This window comes from Microbacterium marmarense (assembly GCF_037204165.1).
In the GTDB taxonomy this organism is placed as follows: domain Bacteria; phylum Actinomycetota; class Actinomycetes; order Actinomycetales; family Microbacteriaceae; genus Microbacterium; species Microbacterium marmarense.
In genome coordinates this window covers 1,019,807-1,038,135 of sequence record NZ_JBBDGL010000001.1, presented here as the reverse complement: position 1 = coordinate 1,038,135, position 18,329 = coordinate 1,019,807, and the positions used below count along the sequence as shown (strand labels likewise).

General features: G+C 62.2%; 15 protein-coding genes. 8 read left to right on the top strand and 7 right to left on the bottom strand.

Annotated elements, in window-relative coordinates; translation table 11 throughout:
* The first annotated feature begins 14 nt into the window (after nucleotides 1-14).
* From WDU96_RS04695 to WDU96_RS04675, 5 genes are all read left to right on the top strand, one after another.
* Nucleotides 15-1,553, top strand: coding sequence for an ABC transporter substrate-binding protein (locus WDU96_RS04695; protein WP_337337325.1), 1,539 nt, complete (start codon nucleotides 15-17; stop codon nucleotides 1,551-1,553).
* A gap of 93 nt (nucleotides 1,554-1,646) precedes the next feature.
* Entirely contained in the window at nucleotides 1,647-2,870 is a 1,224-nt protein-coding gene (locus tag WDU96_RS04690) for an amidohydrolase family protein (RefSeq protein ID WP_337337324.1), read from the top strand.
* Nucleotides 2,867-3,616 (top strand): aspartate/glutamate racemase family protein, encoded by a 750-nt coding sequence (locus WDU96_RS04685; RefSeq protein WP_337337323.1) that lies wholly within the window; start codon nucleotides 2,867-2,869, stop codon nucleotides 3,614-3,616. The genes WDU96_RS04690 and WDU96_RS04685 overlap by 4 nt, the downstream gene beginning before the upstream one ends.
* A gap of 73 nt (nucleotides 3,617-3,689) precedes the next feature.
* On the top strand, nucleotides 3,690-4,655 hold the full coding sequence (locus tag WDU96_RS04680) for a cation diffusion facilitator family transporter (RefSeq protein ID WP_337337322.1): 966 nt from the start codon (nucleotides 3,690-3,692) through the stop codon (nucleotides 4,653-4,655).
* 32 nt (nucleotides 4,656-4,687) lie between these two features.
* A complete protein-coding gene (locus tag WDU96_RS04675; RefSeq protein WP_337337321.1) occupies nucleotides 4,688-5,617 on the top strand; it encodes an LLM class F420-dependent oxidoreductase in 930 nt (309 codons plus the stop codon).
* Here WDU96_RS04675 and WDU96_RS04670 read toward each other — a convergent pair whose 3' ends face one another.
* Nucleotides 5,618-6,049 (bottom strand): nucleoside deaminase, encoded by a 432-nt coding sequence (locus tag WDU96_RS04670; RefSeq protein WP_337337650.1) that lies wholly within the window; start codon nucleotides 6,047-6,049, stop codon nucleotides 5,618-5,620.
* 64 nt (nucleotides 6,050-6,113) lie between these two features.
* Between WDU96_RS04670 and upp the strand changes: the two genes are divergently transcribed.
* The gene (gene upp, locus WDU96_RS04665; RefSeq protein WP_337337320.1) at nucleotides 6,114-6,746 is read left to right on the top strand and encodes a uracil phosphoribosyltransferase; all 633 of its coding nucleotides are present in this window, start codon (nucleotides 6,114-6,116) and stop codon (nucleotides 6,744-6,746) included.
* A gap of 111 nt (nucleotides 6,747-6,857) precedes the next feature.
* Here the strand turns inward: upp and WDU96_RS04660 are convergent, their stop codons facing one another.
* Both WDU96_RS04660 and WDU96_RS04655 read right to left on the bottom strand, forming a co-directional pair.
* On the bottom strand, nucleotides 6,858-7,178 hold the full coding sequence (locus WDU96_RS04660) for a DUF3467 domain-containing protein (protein WP_337337319.1): 321 nt from the start codon (nucleotides 7,176-7,178) through the stop codon (nucleotides 6,858-6,860).
* Between the two features lie 60 nt (nucleotides 7,179-7,238).
* Nucleotides 7,239-10,778: a TM0106 family RecB-like putative nuclease gene (locus WDU96_RS04655; RefSeq protein ID WP_337337318.1), complete on the bottom strand. Its 3,540-nt coding sequence runs from the start codon at nucleotides 10,776-10,778 to the stop codon at nucleotides 7,239-7,241.
* An 84-nt stretch (nucleotides 10,779-10,862) separates the two neighbouring features.
* Here WDU96_RS04655 and WDU96_RS04650 point away from each other — a divergent pair, with 84 nt between their 5' ends.
* Nucleotides 10,863-12,923 (top strand): NAD(+) synthase, encoded by a 2,061-nt coding sequence (locus WDU96_RS04650; protein ID WP_337337317.1) that lies wholly within the window; start codon nucleotides 10,863-10,865, stop codon nucleotides 12,921-12,923.
* Between the two features lie 4 nt (nucleotides 12,924-12,927).
* On the opposite strand, the gene WDU96_RS04645 is transcribed toward WDU96_RS04650, so the two are convergent.
* Nucleotides 12,928-13,506, bottom strand: coding sequence for a hypothetical protein (locus WDU96_RS04645; RefSeq protein ID WP_337337316.1), 579 nt, complete (start codon nucleotides 13,504-13,506; stop codon nucleotides 12,928-12,930).
* Nucleotides 13,507-13,647: 141 nt separating this feature from the next.
* Here WDU96_RS04645 and WDU96_RS04640 point away from each other — a divergent pair, with 141 nt between their 5' ends.
* Entirely contained in the window at nucleotides 13,648-13,776 is a 129-nt protein-coding gene (locus WDU96_RS04640) for a hypothetical protein (RefSeq protein WP_337337315.1), read from the top strand.
* A gap of 9 nt (nucleotides 13,777-13,785) precedes the next feature.
* Here the strand turns inward: WDU96_RS04640 and WDU96_RS04635 are convergent, their stop codons facing one another.
* The 3 genes from WDU96_RS04635 to WDU96_RS04625 are packed head-to-tail and all read right to left on the bottom strand — an operon-like array spanning nucleotide 13,786 to nucleotide 18,183.
* Nucleotides 13,786-13,968, bottom strand: a complete 183-nt coding sequence (locus tag WDU96_RS04635; RefSeq protein WP_337337314.1) for a hypothetical protein — start codon at nucleotides 13,966-13,968, stop codon at nucleotides 13,786-13,788.
* Nucleotides 13,969-14,020: 52 nt separating this feature from the next.
* Nucleotides 14,021-17,032, bottom strand: coding sequence for an AAA family ATPase (locus tag WDU96_RS04630; RefSeq protein WP_337337313.1), 3,012 nt, complete (start codon nucleotides 17,030-17,032; stop codon nucleotides 14,021-14,023).
* Complete coding sequence (locus tag WDU96_RS04625) at nucleotides 17,029-18,183, bottom strand: exonuclease SbcCD subunit D (protein ID WP_337337312.1); 1,155 nt, start codon at nucleotides 18,181-18,183, stop codon at nucleotides 17,029-17,031. The genes WDU96_RS04630 and WDU96_RS04625 overlap by 4 nt, the downstream gene beginning before the upstream one ends.
* Nucleotides 18,184-18,329 lie beyond the last annotated feature (146 nt).

Below are 18,329 nucleotides of genomic sequence, written 5' to 3'. Positions count from 1 at the left end.
CCGAGGAATCACAAATGTCACGCAGACTCATCCGCACCCCCCGCCGTGGGCTCGCTATCGCGACCGTCGCAGTGAGCAGCATTGTGCTTGCCGGTTGCGCATCCGGAGGCGCCGAAGGCGAAGCATCCCCCGATCATGACCTGACGATAGGCGTCGTCACTGAACCGGAAAAGACCCTCGACGGCATCGTCGATGGATCACTCGCCGGCTACAACATCTACTACAACCTGTTTGACCAGCTCACCACGCTCGACGCGGACGGCAACATAATGCCGTCAATCGCGACCGAGTGGTCAGCGAATGATGACTTCACCGAGTGGACGTTCACGCTGCGCGACGACATTGAGTTTCATGACGGCACCCCGCTCACGTCTGAAGACGTCGCGTTCACCTACACCGAGGTTCTCGCGACGCCTGACTCCGACAACTTGGGTTATATGGGAATGCTTGAATCGGTGTCTGCACCGGATGCAACCACCGTCGTCTTCGAACTCAACTCGTCGTTCTCGCCGTGGCCATCGATCACTACTGCGCAGTCGATCGTTCCCGCTGAGCTGTACATGGAACTCGGATCAGAAGAGTTTGCCGAAGCCCCGGTCGGCAGTGGAGCATTCACCTTCGTTAGCCGGTCGCGCGGTGTTGACTACGTTCTTGAGCGCAACGACGACTATTGGGGAGACGTGACTGAGGTCGACACTGTCACCTTCCAGACGGTCGCTGACGAAGAAGCCCGCCTGAACGGAGTGATTTCAGGGAGTCTCGATGTCGCACTCATCTCGCCAAATCAGGTGTCTTCACTCGAGGGCAGCGGCGCGGATTCTGTGTCACGTGCGTCGAATGGTGCCACGTTCTTGGGCATCAACTCGACTTCGGGTCCGCTAGCCGATGAGAAGATTCGCCTCGCTGTGTGGCACGCGATCAACCGCGACGAGCTTGTCTCGGCCGTGCTGGATGGCCGCGCTGTTCCCAACGACCAGATCGTTGCGCCGAATGTCACCGGCTACGTCGATGGCAGCGAAGGCCCAGCCTATGACCCTGCCGCTGCCGAAGCGCTCCTCGCTGAAGCCGGCTATGACGGCACCGCGATTGCTCTGGAGTATGCCACTGACGGTCGCATCCCGATGAGCTCAGAGGTTGCGCAAGCAATCGGTGGCTACTTGGAAGCCGTCGGAATCACAGTTGAGCTTGTGGGAATGGACCAGGCCAGTCTGTCGAACCGCATCTACGGCACCGTCGACATGGATGGCATCTTCTTGAACACGTGGGCGCCGTCGACTATGGACGGCGATATGCCCATCACCAACATGTTCGCGGGCGGACAGAACGACTACGCGCAGAGCCCGACCACGGCCACGCTGGTTGAAGAACAGCGCATGGTCGATGGCGCTGACAGGATCGCGGTGTTCGACGAACTTGCCAGCACCAACTATGCAGCGGCCTACTTGATTCCGCTTTACACGCCTGACGCTGACTATGCCGTGACTGCCGGCATCGACTGGACCCCTCGTGTCGACGGCGAGTTTATGCTCGCCGACGTCACATTCAGCGACTGACGCTACTGTCACGCGAGTGGAGGGCCGTTTGCAATCGGCCCTCCACTCGCCTCTCCCCTGTTACGCGTCACACTGGCGCAAGAAAGGCTCGTGATGTCTTCGACAATTCTGCGCAATGTGCGCCCGTGGGGGCAGGCCCCCGTCGACATCGTTCTCCAGGACGGCGTGATCGACGCTATTTCACCGCACTCTGACTCCGGCAGCATCGCCGGTGCCGCCGAAATCGAGGGCGAGTGCGGGATCGTTGTGCCATCGTTCAGCGATGTGCACGTGCACCTGGACTCCACCCGCATGGGGCTCCCGTTCCGCCCCCATAGCGGGGGGAACACTTTGTGGGAGCTGATCACGAACGATCGTGAGAACTGGCGCTCGGCCGAGCAAAGCGTCGCTGATCGCGCGACCTACACCCTCGGACGGATGATCGAACAGGGTGCCACCCGTGTTCGCAGCCACGCGCAGATCGATGCTGACTCGGGTCTCGAGAAGTTCGAGGGCGTTCTTGCCGCCCGAGAAGCACACCGCGACCGCGCCGATGTCGAGGTCGTCGCGTTTCCTCAGGTAGGCATTCATCTCGAGGCCGGAGTGCCTGATCTGCTCGATGAAGCGCTGCGCAACGGCGCAGATCTCATCGGTGGAATCGATCCGTGCGCTTTGGACCGGGATCCACGCCGTCATCTCGACACAGTTTTCGAACTCGCGCAGCGGCACAGCGTAGGAATCGATATCCACCTGCACGAGGGCGGCACGCTCGGGCTCTTCTCGCTGCAGCTGATCACCGAACGCGTGCGAACGCTCGGAATGCACGGACTCGTAACGGTCTCGCACGCATTCTCGCTCGCGTCGGGGCTCCCCGGTGTCGCGGCCGCCTTGGATGAGATCGCTGATCTCGACATCGCGTTGACCACTGTTGCCCCCAAGGGGTCACACGTGGACCCCCTCGATCTACCACTTCAGGATCTCTTAGAAAGAGGCATCAGAGTGGGTCTCGGTATGGATGGTCAACGGGACTACTGGTCTCCCTGGGGCAATGGGGACATGCTTGAGCGCACATGGATGCTGGCGTACACCCAGGGCTACTCACGCGATGCACTCATTGAGTCTGCGCTCGCTGTGGCTTCATGGGGTGGCGCGCGAGTTATTGACCGCTCGTTGCGCTCAATCGATGAGGCGGTCTGGCCAGGAATGGCTGTCGGCGATCCCGCCGAACTCGTCGTACTTCGAGGCGAGACGGCAACGGCGGCGGTCATGGATCGCGACCCGAATCGCCTCGTCATCCACGCGGGTTCGGTCGTTGCAGCCGGTGGCGCATTGATATGAGTCAGAGACCTGTGGTCCTCGTTGTCAACTGCAATACAAACCGAGTGATGACCGAGCAGATAGTAGCCATCGCGGAATCCGCATCGAACCAAACCACGAAGATCGTCGGCGTCACCCCCGCGTGGGGGCCGTCATCGGCAGAGGGATACGCCGAAAGCTATGTCACCGCAGTTGCGACGATGGACGCGGTTCTTTCTCACCGTGAGCACTTCGATGCCGTGGTGATGGCAGGCTATGGCGAGCACGGCCGCGAAGGAATGCGACAGGCTCTGCGACAGCCAGTCGTCGACATCACCGAAGCGTCGGCCTACTTTGCCTGCCTGCTCGGAAGACGGTTTGGCGTCGTCACCACGGTGCCAGCGGCTGTTGCTGGCATCGAAGATAGCCTGGCTGTCGCAGGCGTGCTGGCAAGATGTGCTGGTGTCGCCGCGAGCAAGGTTTCTGTCTCGCACATCGCCGACGACCAAGCTCGCACTTTCGCGGCGCTTGAGACTGCTGGCCGCGAACTGCTCCTGCGCGGGGCGGATGTCATTGTGCTCGGGTGCGCAGGTTTCGCCGGCCTCGACAAAGCCCTTGAATCCAGTCTCGGCGTGCCGGTGCTCGACTCTGTCGCCTGCGCAGTGCAGATGGCGCACTCGCTCGTCTGTCTCGACAAGCGCACGAGCAAAGTCGGGGCATTCACCCCGATGGATGAAGCCAAACCGTGGACAGGGCGCAAGCTCGGTGAGATGCCACCCACACCTTGACTTGGTGCAGATGCAACTCATGATCGGGCGATTGCGCTGGCAGTCACACGTCGCGCATCCGTAGACTCAATCCATGAGTGCATCTGGTGGCGGCAAGGCAATTCTTGCGGCGTTCCTCGCGAATCTGGGGATCGCAATCGCAAAGTTCGTGGCGTACTTCGTTTCAGGCTCGGCGTCGATGCTGGCCGAGGCGATCCACTCGGTCGCAGACTCCGGAAACCAGCTGTTGCTGATGTTCGGGGGAAGGCAGGCACGGCGACAAGCAGACGCGGAGCATCCGTTCGGCTACGGCCGCGAACGCTACGTCTATGCGTTCGTCGTCTCGATCATTCTGTTCTCGGTGGGTGGCGTCTTCTCCATCTACGAGGGTGTCGAAAAGATCACAAATCCGCACGAGCTGACCAACGCGTGGCTTCCCATCACGGTGCTGCTCATCGCGATGGTGCTCGAGTCTTTCTCCCTGCGCACGGCGGTGAAAGAGAGCAACCAAGTTCGTGCCGAAGGCCAGTCCTGGATCGCGTTTGTGCGGCGCGCCAAGGCGCCCGAATTGCCTGTGGTGCTGCTCGAAGACGTCGCGGCGCTGACAGGATTGTTCTTCGCTCTGCTCGGCGTGGGGCTCACCGTCGTCACCGACAATCCGCTCTTCGATGCGATCGGCACGCTGATGATCGGAACCCTCCTCGTGCTCGTGGCAATCGTCCTCGGCATCGAGACGAAGAGCCTGCTCGTCGGCGAAGGCGCAACCGTGACCGACCGCGACCGCATTGTGGAAGCCGTCCTCGACGGCCCCGAGGTCTACAAGATCATTCATGTCAAGACGCTTTATCTGGGTCCTGACGAGTTGCTCGTGGCTGCGAAACTCGCCTTCGCCGCAGATAAGTCACTCGGTGACGTCGCGTATGAGATCAACACGATCGAAAAGCGTGTGCGCGAGGCGGTTCCTGCGGCGCGCGTCATCTACTTCGAACCCGACATCTACCGCCCGAGCCTCGATCCAGCACCACCCACCGAAGAGTTCTTCATCCGGTCTGTGGACTGAGCTCGACGGACTGAATAGGAGAAATACCGACGATGGAATACTGCCTCTTCACAGAACCGCAGCAAGGTGCCACCTACGACGACCAGCTCACCTTCGCGCAGGCAGGCGAGCGCTCCGGTTTCACTGGCTTCTTTCGCTCCGACCACTACCTGCGCATGGGAGAGGGCGATCCATTCCCCGGCCCAACAGATGCGTGGACGACGCTCGCGGGTATCGCTCGTGAGACCTCGACGATCCGCCTCGGAACGCTTGTTTCGTCTGTCACTTATCGCGTGCCGGGCATTCTCGCGATACAGGTCGCACAGATCGATGCGATGTCAGGTGGGCGCGTAGAGCTGGGGCTAGGTACCGGCTGGTTCGAGCAGGAGCATCTCGCGTATGGCATCCCCTTCCCTGCCAAACGGTTTGATCTTCTCGAGGAGCAGCTTGAACTCATCAATGGCCTGTGGGCAACTCCGGCAGATGAGAAGTACAGCTTCGACGGCGCCAACTACCGACTGAAAGACGCCCCCGCCCTGCCGCGAGCGGTGCAAGAGCGCATTCCCGTCATCGTGGGCGGCGGCGGTCCCCGCCGCACCCCGAACCTGGCGGCACGGTTTGCCACCGAGTTCAACATCGGTTTTCAGCCCGAGAGCGTTATCGCCGAGAAGTTCGAGAACGTGCGACAAGCGTGCCAAGATCTCGGGCGTGACCCTGAGAGCCTGAAACTCTCCGTCGCACTCCCCACGCTGGCTGCGGCAACCGAGACCGAGCTCGAGCGTCGCGCCACGAACATCGGCACCACGCTGCCAGAGTTCCGCGGCGAGACGAATATCACCGGCGGCGCTGAGCAGATCATCGAGAAGGTAGGCAGGCTCGTCGACCTCGGCGCACAACGAATCTACTTTCAGCTGCTCGATATGCGCGATGTCGAACAGGTCGAGTTTCTCGGCGCGGAGGTCCTCCCCCACCTGCCGCGCTAGTCAGCGTTTGGCGTCGAAGAAGTCGCGCAACAACGAGACAGCGAAGTCTTGGCTCAGTCCGCCCACCACTTCGGCCCGGTGCGGCAGTCGACGATCACGCACCACGTCATATACGGAGCCGACCGCGCCCGCCTTTTCATCCCACGCACCGAACACCACTCTGCTCACTCTCGACTGCAGCAGAGTGCCCGCGCACATCAGACACGGCTCCAACGTCACGACAAGGGTGCAGCCGTCAAGATTCCACGAGCCGATGGATGCCGCGGCCTGGCGCATCGCCACAATCTCGGCGTGCGCAGTCGGATCGTTCGTCAGCTCACGAAGGTTACGGCCTTCGCCGATTACTGATCCAGCGGCATCCATCACCACTGCGCCGACGGGGACGTCGCCGTCGGCACCCGCCATGGCTGCCAATTCAAGGGCTTGAGCCATCGCAGCGACGTCGGCAGGATCGAAGTTCACACAATGAGACTACGACCCCGACTAACCTGGGCGTATGCGCCTGCACGTCGCGGAACATCCGCTCATCACCCACAAGCTCACCGTGCTTCGCGACGAGAGCACTTCGTCGCCAGTATTTCGTCAACTCACTGAGGAGCTCGTCACGCTTCTTGCGTACGAAGCCACCCGGAACGTCCGCGTCGAGCCGCACGAGATTCAGACTCCAGTCACCACCACGATCGGAGTGAAGATCAGCGAGCCTCGCCCTCTGGTCGTGCCGATTCTGCGTGCCGGACTGGGCATGCTCGAGGGCATGGTCAAGCTCATCCCCACCGCCGAGGTGGGTTTCTTGGGCATGGTGCGCAATGAAGAGACCTTGGAGCCGTCTACCTACGCCGAGCGGCTTCCAGACGACCTCAGCGACCGGCAGTGCTTCGTGCTCGACCCGATGCTCGCGACCGGAGGATCGTTGGGGGCAGCGATCGAGTTCTTGTTCGAACGCGGCGCGCAGGATGTGACTGCGATCTGCCTGCTGGGAGCACCCGAGGGCGTAGCTGCGATCGAGAAGCAGATTGCTGGGCGCGACGTCACTCTCGTTCTCGGAGCGATGGATGAACGGCTCAACGAGAAGGGCTACATCGTGCCCGGGCTCGGCGACGCCGGAGATCGTCTCTACGGCACCGTGTGATTCACGGCACCGTGTGATTCACGGCGCAGTGCGATCCACAGCACAGTGGAATCGACAGCCCCGTGTGATCTGCAACACCGGGTGAACTGCCCGAGATGAAGGCGTGCGCCCTCAGTCACCGACGATGGGATCGGTCGAGGAACGTCGACCGGTCTCACGCTCCCAGAACTCAAGCTGTTGTGTAAGTGCCTTTGCGAGCTCGAACACCTGCTCGGGAGGAATGCGGATTCGACTGACGACGCGGGCCGGCACCGTTGTGCGCCGTTTGCCTGTGTCGGGATCAACCTCTTCGCGCGGCGGATGCGAGAGGCTGAGAAAGTCCATGACGAAAACGTTGGGCGTGTGCCAGACGTTTGCGAAGTCGGCGTACGACCCCGCGATCTGCTCTGGCGGAAGGTCTATGTCGAACTGTCGTGATGGGTCGTCAGCCATGGTGTCTCCTCACACGCGCGTGTCGTGATTGTGCCAGTCGAGCGCGAGTCTACGCGTGCTTCACCCCCGACCTATCAGTCGAGCAAAGCCGCTGAGCCGAGCCATTCCTTCGGCCGTATAGGGCAAGTCGTCGAGCAACGCCGGCGAGTGCACGATGTATGCGGTGTGCTCAGCGCGTGAAATCGCGACGTTCAGGCGATTGCGTAGCAACAGAAACTCCAACCCCCGCGGCGCATCTCGCCCCGCAGATGCGGCGAGTGAGACGATAGCGACGGCTGCCTCTTGGCCTTGGAACTTATCGACCGTGCCGACGCGGACTGCGGCATACCCAGCGGCCATGAGAGCTTCTTCGACGGTCACTTGTTGAGCGTTGTAGGGAGTGACCACGATGATGTCAGCGGTGTCGAGTGGCCTCGGCGACTCGACGTTGATATCGCCGTCAGCGCCGACGGTCACGTCGGTCCATTCTCGTCCGATCAGGTCAGTCACGAGCTCAACGACCGCCTCAGCCTCCTCGAGCGAGGCCGTGGCGTTTCCGCGATGTCGGACGGGCACCGGGATCACCCCTGAAGACACCCCCGCAATCGAACGATGCGCCGTCGACGGGTGCGCGCGCAGCTCGCCGCGGTACGACAGTCTTGACACTGGCTGAGCAACTTCGGGATGCATGCGCCAGGTGCGCGCGAGAAAGTAGCCATAGTCGGCAGGGATGACGTCGGATCCGTCCATCACCCATCCGAGCGCAGACGTGTCGACTGGCTCGGGATGCGTGCCCTGGCTCACCTGTGGCAGCTGCTGCGGGTCACCAAGCAAGAGCAGTCGCGGCGACGCCAACGACACGGCGATTGTCGACGCAAGTGAGAACTGGCCAGCTTCGTCGATGACGAGCAAATCGAGGCTGCCTCGCGGCACTCGAGTTTCGTGGGCGAAATCCCACGCGGTGCCGCCGATCACGTAGCCACTCGCCTCGTGTTCCGAAGCGAATTGAGCGATGCCGGTTTTCTTGAGCACCGTGAACGGGTGAGCGGGTGCGAACGGGTCCTTCGGTGCCTTCCCCACCAGCGACGATTCAAGGCCCGCGGCGACCACGCGACCGAGCATGTTCTCAACGACTGCGTGGGACTGCGCCACAACGCCAACCTTGAACCCGTGCTCTGCCACAAGCCGCGCGATCACGTGCGAGCCCACGTAGGTTTTCCCGGTGCCGGGAGGGCCCTGCACCGCGAGATAGCTGCGATCAAGGTCGACAATGGCTCGGACAATGGCGTCGACATCGTCACCGTTCGCCCGGGGAAGCTCACCTGAGAGCGTGCGAGGGGGTCGTCGCGCGATCAAGTCAGTCGCTGCGCCCGCGGGGAGTTCTGCGGCTGAGTCGATCAGTGTGTCAGCCCAGGCGTCAATCGCTGACTGTTGATTCGCGGCGCGAGGCGGCGCCGCAGGCGTCAACGCAATCGGCAGGTTGTTCCAGGTTTCACCACTGATCGCGGTTTCTTCCACAATGGCACCATCGTCGAGCGACTCGATGATCGTGATCGCATGATCGGCGTGAATGAATCGAGGTGAAGCGGCGAACGGAAAGGGAACCGGCAGCTCGTACAGCGCGAATGGCTTTGAGCCCTCACCCAACCGCGTGCCGGGCGCCAACTCGCCACGCAGTTCGATGACGCGGCGGTCTACTCGGCGCCCTTCAGGGCGGTGCCAATCTTCGAGTACACGCGAGCGCGCGGCGTCCACCACGACGACATCACGAGACTCTTGCCACATCGAGACGGGTTCACGAAGACGTAAGAAGTGCATCGCCCAGAAGCTCTTGGCTTCACGGGGGTAATAGTCGATCGCGGCTGCGGCCATGCGCAGCGACTGCGCGCGAGGCGACACGGGGTCATGCTCGGAAGCAAGAGCGTTGAGCAGCACAGAGCGAGCCGACGGCTCGTAGACCGTCTCGGATGGGTCGGGGTTTGCGGAAGGACGAAGGTTCACCTCACGAGCACGGTCGACCAGCCAATTGCGCAAGCGACGGGTCGACACGCAGTCGTAGCGGTTGTAGTCGGCAAGGTCATCGAATATCGCACGGGCCTCGTCGTGCGCGCCATCCGCGTCGAGCGCACGTGCTTCGACGTAGCGCACGATCGAGTCGTCGCCCTTCTGCACATCGCTCGTACGCACATCTGCGCCCATATAGAGCGGCTCGAGTTTCTTTATCGAATACGACCGCGATCCCACTCTCAGCGCACGCCGAACAACGGGGTAAAGGTCGACGAAGATGCCGTCTGCAAGCAGACGATCCACATCCGCCTCGCGAGTGCCGTACCGCGCTGCCATAGCCAAGAGGTGAGTTGGCTCGTAGGGAGCATAGTGGTAGATGTGCATGTCGGGATGCTCACGTCGACGCATCGCGACAATGTCGAGGAAGCTTTCGAGCGCACGCTTCTCTTCGTCGAAGGAATGAGCCCAAAGCGCCGTGTACTGGTCAAGATTGTCAACCCAGCCGAACAGATAGTCGATGCCCCAGAGTGCCGGCTCAGTTTCGCTCGCCCTTGGCTCGGAGTGAAGCGGATCGCCTTCGAAATCGAAGAAGAGATCCCCCACGCTTGGCCTGGGTAAGGCACCAAGGGCGCTCGGAGCAACAACTTCGAAGGTGGGAATCGGCGGAGCTAGATCTTCGTCCCGCTGCGATGGGTGCTGCTCAACCACGCCGCCCGCGGGACTAGCCAGTTGCAGCCTCGCCTGGGTGCGAAGCATCGAGAATGCCTCGACACTCATGCCCTTCGGCGGGAGCGCGGCCGACACGAGCTCGTCGACCGTCGTGATGCCGGCGTCTCGCAGTCGTGCGCGCTGAACAGGGCGCATTCCTGCAACCAGCAGCAGATCGCGCGACGCGATGACTTCGCCATCGCACGTGGCGCAGCGACCGCACGCGAACACGTCAAGTTCACCGCGAGCGTCTCCCCAGGCAATCGGCTCACCCTCTGCACCTGACTCAAGCTCGCGATCGGCGATCAATGCGAAGAGCCGCTCGCGCCGCAGAGCGAATACTGGCATGAGATCGTCAACGTCGTGTTCGCTCACGGTCCCGTCTCCGAGCAATAGCTGCACTCGGGAGGCGCGGGGCACGGCAAGACGGTCAAGCTGGTCGACATATGCGGCGAGTTGCATGAGCGCCGTCACTCGCGCGCGTCGTGCGAGCTTGGTGTCTTGCACCAGCCATCTGCCGTCTTCATCACGCACCAGGAAATCCGCGAATCCGACGAATTCTTCGGTAGCAAAGGCTGCTTGAAAAATGACTGCTGCATCAGACGCGAGAGCCGCGTTCGTTTTGGCAACAGCATCGGCGAGACCTTCTGCGTTCGATGAACGCACTTCGGGAATCGTCACGACTCGGTCGCCGAACTGTGCAATGTACTGATCGAGCACACGGTGTTCGTGGACGGTGCCCAATCGACCAGCGCGCTCGAGCGTGAGGTCTTCAGGCTCATCGACAGCCGGCGTTCGCCCGAGCCGCACGTCGATTCCTCGCACCCATGCGAACTCGCACTCGGCCGCGGCCTTCAGGTCGCTGGCACTCCAGATGATTCGATTGTCTTGCTCGATGTAGCGCATGCATCCCCTTCATTCACGACACTAGCCCCGAGCGCCGACATCATCAGGGGTGCCCTCGCGCGGCGCACCTGACAGACTGGAGGGGTGAGCACCAGCCTCCCCTTCGAAAGCGCATACCGGCACGGCTTCGCCCGCGTGGCTGCGTGCACCCTTCCGGTTTCGATCGCCGACCCTGCCGCCAACGCGAGAGCAGTTATCGACTCGGCTCGGGAATGCGATGCCGAGTCTGTCGCTATCGCGGTGTTTCCCGAACTCTGCCTCACCGGCTATGCCATCGATGATCTGGTCATGCAAGACGCAGTGCTCGACGCGGTCTCCGTGGCCATCAACACGATTGTGACGGCCTCAACAGATCTCTTCTCGGTCTTGGTCGTGGGTGCACCATTGCGTCACCGCAATCGCCTCTACAACTGCGCTGTGGTCATCCACCGAGGAGAGATACTCGGAGTCGCGCCCAAGGCATACCTGCCCACCTACCGTGAGTTCTATGAGCGCCGGTGGTACGCCCCCGGCGAGGAGTGGTCTGGAGAGACCATTCGGATTGGTGAGACCGAAGCGGTCTTCGGCACGAACCTGCTTTTCGACGTTCGAGATGTCGAGGGGCTGACGTTCCACGCTGAAGTGTGTGAAGACATGTGGGTGCCGATCCCACCGTCGTCGAAGGCCGCACTGGCGGGCGCGACGGTACTGCTGAATCTAAGCGGCAGCCCGATCACGATTGCGCGAGCCGACGATCGCAGAACACTCGCGCAATCCCAGTCATTGCGTTGTCTTGCGGCGTATGCGTACGCGGCGGCTGGCGCGGGAGAATCCACGAACGATGTGTCGTGGGACGGCCAGACGATGATCTATGAGGGCGGAACGCTGCTGGCGCAGACGGAGCGCTTCCCCGAGGGACCACGCCGATCAGTCGCCGATGTCGACCTTGACCGGTTGCGTCAGGATCGCTTGCGCCAAGGGACTTTTGACGACAACCGGTTGACGAATGACGCTCCGTTCCTCACCATCGAAACCTATCTGCAGCCTCCAGCGACCGATATCGGTTTGAAGCGACCGCTGGATCGGTTTCCGTTCGTGCCCGACGACGCCGCCCGTCTGGCCCAGGATTGCTACGAGGCATTCAACATCCAGGTCTCGGGGCTCGTGCAGCGACTAGAGGCGATCGGCCGGCCACGGCCTGTCATCGGCCTCAGTGGAGGGCTCGATTCCACCCATGCCCTGCTCGTGGTGGCACGGGCGATGGACCGGATGAACCGACCGCGCAGCGAAATTCTCGCCTACACGATGCCCGGCTTTGCTACCAGCGGTCACACAAAATCGAACGCCATTGCACTGGCTGAAACCGTTGGCGCGTCGATCGAGACCATCGACATTCAGCCTGCGGCCACCGAACTTCTCAAGGGAATCAGCCACCCGTTCGCGGGCGGTGAACCACTGTACGACGTCACATTCGAGAACGTGCAGGCCGGAGTGCGCACCGACTTTCTCTTCCGACTCGCGAACCAAAACGGTGGCATCGTGATTGGAACCTCTGATCTCTCCGAACTGGCACTCGGTTGGTGCACTTACGGTGTGGGCGACCAGATGAGTCACTATTCCGTCAACTCGGGGGTTCCGAAGACACTGATTCAACACCTCATCCGGTGGGTGATCGCCGAAGGTGAGGGCGTCAACGACGCCGAAGCGACCGTGCTGCAATCGGTACTCGATACCGAGATCTCGCCCGAGCTGGTGCCAGCGGGTCAAGACGGCAAGCTGCAGTCGACCGAAGATCGCATCGGGCCCTATGCGCTGCATGACTTCGCGCTTGCGCACATCATGCGCTACGGGTTCCGCCCGTCAAAGATTGCATTCCTGGCGGCGCACGCCTGGGCAGACAAGGATGCGGGAGCCTGGCCGCCAGGCTTCCCCACCGCAGATCGCTACGCCTATGATCTGCCGACAGTCTCGAAGTGGCTCACCGTATTCTTGAAGCGGTACTTCGGGTTCGCCCAGTTCAAACGCTCGGCTATGCCTAACGGCCCCAAGGTGTCGGCGTACGGTTCACTGTCACCGCGAGGCGACTGGCGAGCGCCGTCTGATGGCAACGCGAAAGTATGGCTCGCCGAGCTGGCGGCGGCACTGCCCGATTTCGCAGACGACTAGTTGATTACTCCGCCGGCATCAAATATGCGAGCGTGATAACCCAGCTGTCGCGCGAGAGATCCGCGAGCGTGTAGTACACACGCCGGTCGGGAACCCAACCCTTTGTCAGTGGTGAGTCGAGTCGCACTAGCTCGCCGGCGACGCGCGATCCGCGACCGTCGGCGTCTCGCACCGCCTGTACCCGGGTCCAGTGCTCAACGAGTTTGGGAATATTCTCTTCGTCGAACAGATGAGAATGCCGCTGCATCTGGTGAATAGTGGCCTCGTCGGGATGCGAGTCACGCAAATCGATGCCGACGACGATAGACGGATCATAGACGGCGACCAGGGTAGCCGCGCGATAGCTCGCGTTGCGGATCGAGAGCGGCACCTGCTCGCCGTCGACCTCAGCCGCCAGCTGGGTGTGAAATCCGAACTTGCCCGGCAGCTCGCGCTCTACCCGAACTTTGCGCTCTTCAACCCCGAGCTTCGGGGCGATGATTTCACGCGCCAAGGCACGTTTGCGGTCATGTTCGCTCATCTTCGGATCCCAGCCGAGCCGAGCGATGATGCCCGCCGGAGTGTCAAGGAGCACGGATTGCATATTCCACCTCGTTCTGCGGCGGGCGCCGCGCACATTTCTGGTCTCGGGCTTTTTCGTGTCTCAGCTTTATCCTGTCTCAGCAGAGCCGCAGACGAAAGCGCGCCACGCGAGGAGGGCAGGTGTCAGGCTACGCTCGTAGACGTGAGCAGCCCCGACAAAGGATCGAACAAGCCGTCATCCGCACGCATCATCCTGTGGATCGTCGCGGGTAGCGTCGGGCTCTACATGGTCGGTTCAGGTGTGATCGGTCTGATCTCCAATGGCGGCTGAAAGCCTGCACTAAGACGATGCGCGGTTAGCGAAGAAGTAGCGCAACGCAAGAAAGACCAGCAGTGCCACCACCGCCACAACTAGCAACTTGAACACGACGCCGATCAGCGCGAACAGTGCGTTCACCAACACCCAGGCGATAACAATCGCCACGATTACGCCGACGATGGTCCAGATGCTGTTCTTGGTCACCCCTACAGCGTAATCGTGGCCACGTTCGATATGGCCACGAGCGTCCACGATGTCAGCCCGACAGCGCAGTTTGCCGGATGATGCTCGGCCCAGACGCCGACGCCTCGACGTTGAGGTGCGAGGTGATTCGTTCCTTCATCGCTGCCACATGGCTGATGATTCCCACGGTGCGTCCACCTTGGTGCAGCTCGTCAAGAGTTGCCATCGCAAGCTCAAGCGTTTCGCTATCAAGCGAGCCAAAACCCTCGTCGATAAACAGGGTGTCAAGCTTCACGCCGCCAGCACGTGCTGTGACGACCTCGGCAAGCCCCAGAGCCAGCGCTAGTGAGGCGAGAAAAGTTTCACCTCCCGAGAGAGACTGCGGCGATCGCGCCTTTGCGGTGTGGGCGTCGATGATCTCGAGTCCGAGGCCGGACGCCTTGTTTCGCGCGGCGAGAGCATCGGTGTGCCGCAGTCGGTACCGCCCGCCCGACATCTCTTCGAGTCGACGCGCTGCGGCGATCACGATTTCTTCAAGCTCGGCCGCGAGCACAAATGTTTCAAGGTCCATCTTCTTCGCGTTGCGTCCTGCCACCGCGTCAGCCAGCCCCGCCAGCAGCTGGTGCTCAGCCGAGGCAGCAGACGTCGCCGCGTCTGCTGCCTCGGCACGCGCGTACACATCGTTGAGTCGACGGGCTGTCGCAGCGGCTTCGGTGGCGAGCTCGGCGTGACGGTCGCGATCTGCTTGCGCGCGTGCCAGAGCCAACTCTGTCTCGTGCGTGTCGACGAGCATCTCTGGGGCGCCCGCCAGTTCTATCTCAAGCACCCGCAGCGCCTCACGCTGGCCGGCGAGCTCAGCTTCAAACGAACGAACTCGCTCATCGATCTCTGCTCGAACTTCGGAGCGAAGCAACAGAGCCGAAGCCTCCGTGGCATCGGCGAAGCCTGAGTCGGCGATGCGCTGATCGAGATCGGCGGTCGCGACCACGAGCGCACGATCGGCGACGACCACCTCAGCCCGTGCCGCCATGCAGTCACGCGCGCGATCGCGCCGCTGTCGCGCGTCTGCAATTCGATCGTTGATTGATGCGAACTCTCCCCGCGCTGAACGCACAGCCGCTTCGCTCGACTCAATCTGCGCGGCAAGGTGAGCACGCTTCTCACGCGCAGCAGCGATGCGCTGCGAGGCTGCGACACTCGATGCCCGACTTTGCTCTGCCTCGGCGCGCAAAGTCGCCAGTTCGTCAGCACACATCTGCCGCTCGCTCGATGCCGCTTCGGCTTTGCGCACCGCGTCGGTGGCTTCTGCCAGCAGAGCTGCAAGCTGCTCGCTGGTTTCACTCCCAGCCCGCGCGACCGCATCTGCGAGGTCCGTACGCAGCGCACGGGCCACTTCTGACGCGAGCCGCGCCCCGGCGGCTGCCGCCTCAGCGGCTTCTTGCGCCGCGGCAACATCGTCTTCGCTGATGCGTTGCGCGAGGGGCGCCGCGGGTTGCGGGTGGTCAAGCGAACCGCAGACCGCACATGGTTCACCCTCGCTCAGATTCGACGCGATCTCGCCCGCCGCACCCTCGAGGCGGCGGCGCAAGAGTGAGGTCACAGCGGCCACAGCATCCGAATGTTCTCGTGCAGCGGTCAGCTCTTGAGCGTCAGCCTCACGCGCGCTAGCCCGAAGCCGTTCAGCGTCTTGTGCAGCGCTAGCGCGAAGACGCAACGAGGCCACCCGTTCCTCAGCGCTCTCACGGCGCGCGGCGTCTGCCTCGAGCGGGGGCAGCGCTGCTTCAATTGCGGGTATTCGCGCCGCGACCTCGGCAAGCCGCTCCGCCACAGCGGCGAGTGCTCGTTCGTCGCTGGCAAGACTCTCATCGAGCATCGCCAGCTCAGCGGAACGCGCGAGCATTTCATCTTCTGTTGACGCGGCCGCCTGCCAAATTGCGAGCTGCCCGGTGATCGTCTCGATCAGCGCCGAAAACTGATCATCGTCAAGGTCTGTGTGCCCGGGAACGGCACGCCACCGGCTTGCCGCCTCCATCTCAGCACGACGGAGTCTCTCGAGCACCTGGCGCGAGCTCGCGACGCTCTCGAGCGGGGCGCGCAAACCTTCGGCCTCGACAGCTCGCTGCAGCCGAAGTCGCTCGCCGTCGATCGAGCCACGTCGCGCTTCGAGAGCAGCCAGCGCTTCTCGCACCACCGCTCGCTTCTCTTGTTGAGCGCGCACATGCTTTCGCTCGTTATGTGCCGCTTCGGCACCCCGATAGGCCTCGTTCGCCGCGTCGCGCGCGAAGTCTGTCTGTTCCACGGCGTAGCGCGCGCGCTGAATTGCTCTCTCGACCGCAGCGAGGCGATCTTTCGTGTTCGCGGCACGCCCGCTGTCTATCGCGGTCTCCACACTCGCATCGCCGCCCAGCCGATGCTCGTCGATGAGTCGCTCGGCATCGGCAAGAAGAAACTCGACCTCGTTGCCCTGCCTGTCGAGCTGGCGTTGCGACTCGCGCCGACGGGTATCAAGCGTGACCTGGTATGCACCGTACGTGCGGGTTCCGAAGAGGTTGCGAAGCAGAGCCTGCCGTTCATCATTTCCTGCGAGGAGGAACTCGGCGAACCGGTTCTGGGCGAGAAGAATGACCTGAAGGAACTGCGATCCGGTGAGACCCACTATCTCTTCCGAAATCAGCGTTCCCGCCTCTTTGGCACTTGTCGTCAATGCTCGCCACACACCCCCGTCTTTCACAGAGACCTCGACGCGCGCCTTCTCGGTGGTTGTGCCTTCCCCCCGTGCTTTGGGCCGTTCATACTCGGGCGATCGCACGATTCGGTAACGCTCGTCATTGGCTGAGAACTCCAGCAAGACTTCAGTGGGGTCGGTCGGCGCACTGAAGTCGCTGCGCAATCGCCGCCCGGCACCCTCGTAGCGGGGCACCATCCCATATAGCGCAAAACTTACGCCGTCGAGAATGCTCGATTTGCCCGCTCCCGTGCGCCCTGAGATCAGGAAAATACCGTGGTCATCGAATACATCGAAGTCGACGACCTGGCGTTGTCGGAACGGCCCGAAGCCCTCGAGCTCCAACCTGTGCAGTTTCATCCAGCGATTTCGGCCAGAGACCGCTCCGCGACCAGCTCACGGATGATCTGCGATTCTGCTTCGTCGGCACCGACGCCGTTTCTGACGTGGGTGAGAAATGCCTCGAAAAGCTCAGCGTCGTTGCGTACTGCGCGAACGCGGGCGCCGAATGATGCGGCATGATCTTCGTGCACGACCGAGGGCGTGTGAGCCACCTTCGCGCAGTGCGGAAAACGTGCTTGCAGCCGTCGCATCGGGTCTGGCTGGGGTGCGATGTCGGTGTAGCGAGCGAACACCCAAGCATCAGTGGCCTCAGGAAACAGTTCGGGGTCGAGCAGCTCTTCAAGCGATGCCGTAAGCGTGACCAAAGCACGCGGAACCGGCAGCTCGAACGTCGAAACCGTCGAGAGTCCGTCCGCATCGAGATCCACCAACCAGCCGCCGCGAGGCTTGCTGCCTTCGCCGAAATTGTAGTGAAGCGGCGCACCCGCGTATCGCACGTGTTCGCTGAGTCGCTGGCGTCCGTGAATGTGACCCAACGCGGCGTAATCGACGTCGGCAAAGACCTCGAGCGGCACGACGTCGAGTCCGCCTTGTTGGATGTCGCGTTCGAGTTGCGGAGTCGGATCAACTCCCGCCGCGAAGCAGTGCGCAATCGCCACCGAGCGACCGGCTCGCGATTGCATGTCGTTGCGCACTCGCGTCATGGCGTGCGTGAGAGTGTCGCGTTGCGAACGCAACGGCACGTCGTTCCAGACGTGGCGCACGAGGGCAGGCTCGAGGAACGGAATTCCATAGAAGTGCACTGGTCCGAACTCATCGCTGATGGTGATCGGGGTTCCGATCGAACGCGGGTCAGTGACGATGAAGATGCCATCGCGCAAGAGCTTCGACTGAAAGCCGAGGCGCGCCGCTGAGTCGTGGTTTCCGCTCGTCACGATTACCTGAGCGCCTGCGTCACGCAGCGCGACCAGCGTGTCGGAAAGCACGGAGTAGCAGTCTGCGGCGGGCATCGCCGAATCGAAGACGTCGCCAGCAACGATCACCACATCGACGTTGTTCTCACGCACCTGATCGACGAGCGCCGCAAGCACAACACGAAGCGCATCGAGCGTGGAGCTGCCATGAAAGGTGCGTCCGATGTGCCAGTCAGAGGTGTGCAAGATCCGCATAGACCAACCGTAGGCAGAGCCTCCGACATCGCCGTCAGGGCGCTCCGAAAGCGCGGGATTGACCGCCGGGCTCCCAACCGTGACGCGACATTTGCCTCGCCGGGCGATCTCTGCTCGAATGATTGGATCTGGTCGTACCAGATGAT

Bases quoted from the DNA above. Each gene is read 5' to 3' on its own strand.
- WDU96_RS04695 (WP_337337325.1), top strand. From the start codon at position 15: ATGTCACGCAGACTCATCCGCACCCCCCGCCGTGGGCTCGCTATCGCG.
- WDU96_RS04690 (WP_337337324.1), top strand. From the start codon at position 1,647: ATGTCTTCGACAATTCTGCGCAATGTGCGCCCGTGGGGGCAGGCCCCC.
- WDU96_RS04685 (WP_337337323.1), top strand. From the start codon at position 2,867: ATGAGTCAGAGACCTGTGGTCCTCGTTGTCAACTGCAATACAAACCGA.
- WDU96_RS04680 (WP_337337322.1), top strand. From the start codon at position 3,690: ATGAGTGCATCTGGTGGCGGCAAGGCAATTCTTGCGGCGTTCCTCGCG.
- WDU96_RS04675 (WP_337337321.1), top strand. From the start codon at position 4,688: ATGGAATACTGCCTCTTCACAGAACCGCAGCAAGGTGCCACCTACGAC.
- WDU96_RS04670 (WP_337337650.1), bottom strand. From the start codon at position 6,049: ATGGCTCAAGCCCTTGAATTGGCAGCCATGGCGGGTGCCGACGGCGAC.
- upp (WP_337337320.1), top strand. From the start codon at position 6,114: ATGCGCCTGCACGTCGCGGAACATCCGCTCATCACCCACAAGCTCACC.
- WDU96_RS04660 (WP_337337319.1), bottom strand. From the start codon at position 7,178: ATGGCTGACGACCCATCACGACAGTTCGACATAGACCTTCCGCCAGAG.
- WDU96_RS04655 (WP_337337318.1), bottom strand. From the start codon at position 10,778: ATGCGCTACATCGAGCAAGACAATCGAATCATCTGGAGTGCCAGCGAC.
- WDU96_RS04645 (WP_337337316.1), bottom strand. From the start codon at position 13,506: ATGCAATCCGTGCTCCTTGACACTCCGGCGGGCATCATCGCTCGGCTC.
- WDU96_RS04630 (WP_337337313.1), bottom strand. From the start codon at position 17,032: ATGAAACTGCACAGGTTGGAGCTCGAGGGCTTCGGGCCGTTCCGACAA.
- WDU96_RS04625 (WP_337337312.1), bottom strand. From the start codon at position 18,183: ATGCGGATCTTGCACACCTCTGACTGGCACATCGGACGCACCTTTCAT.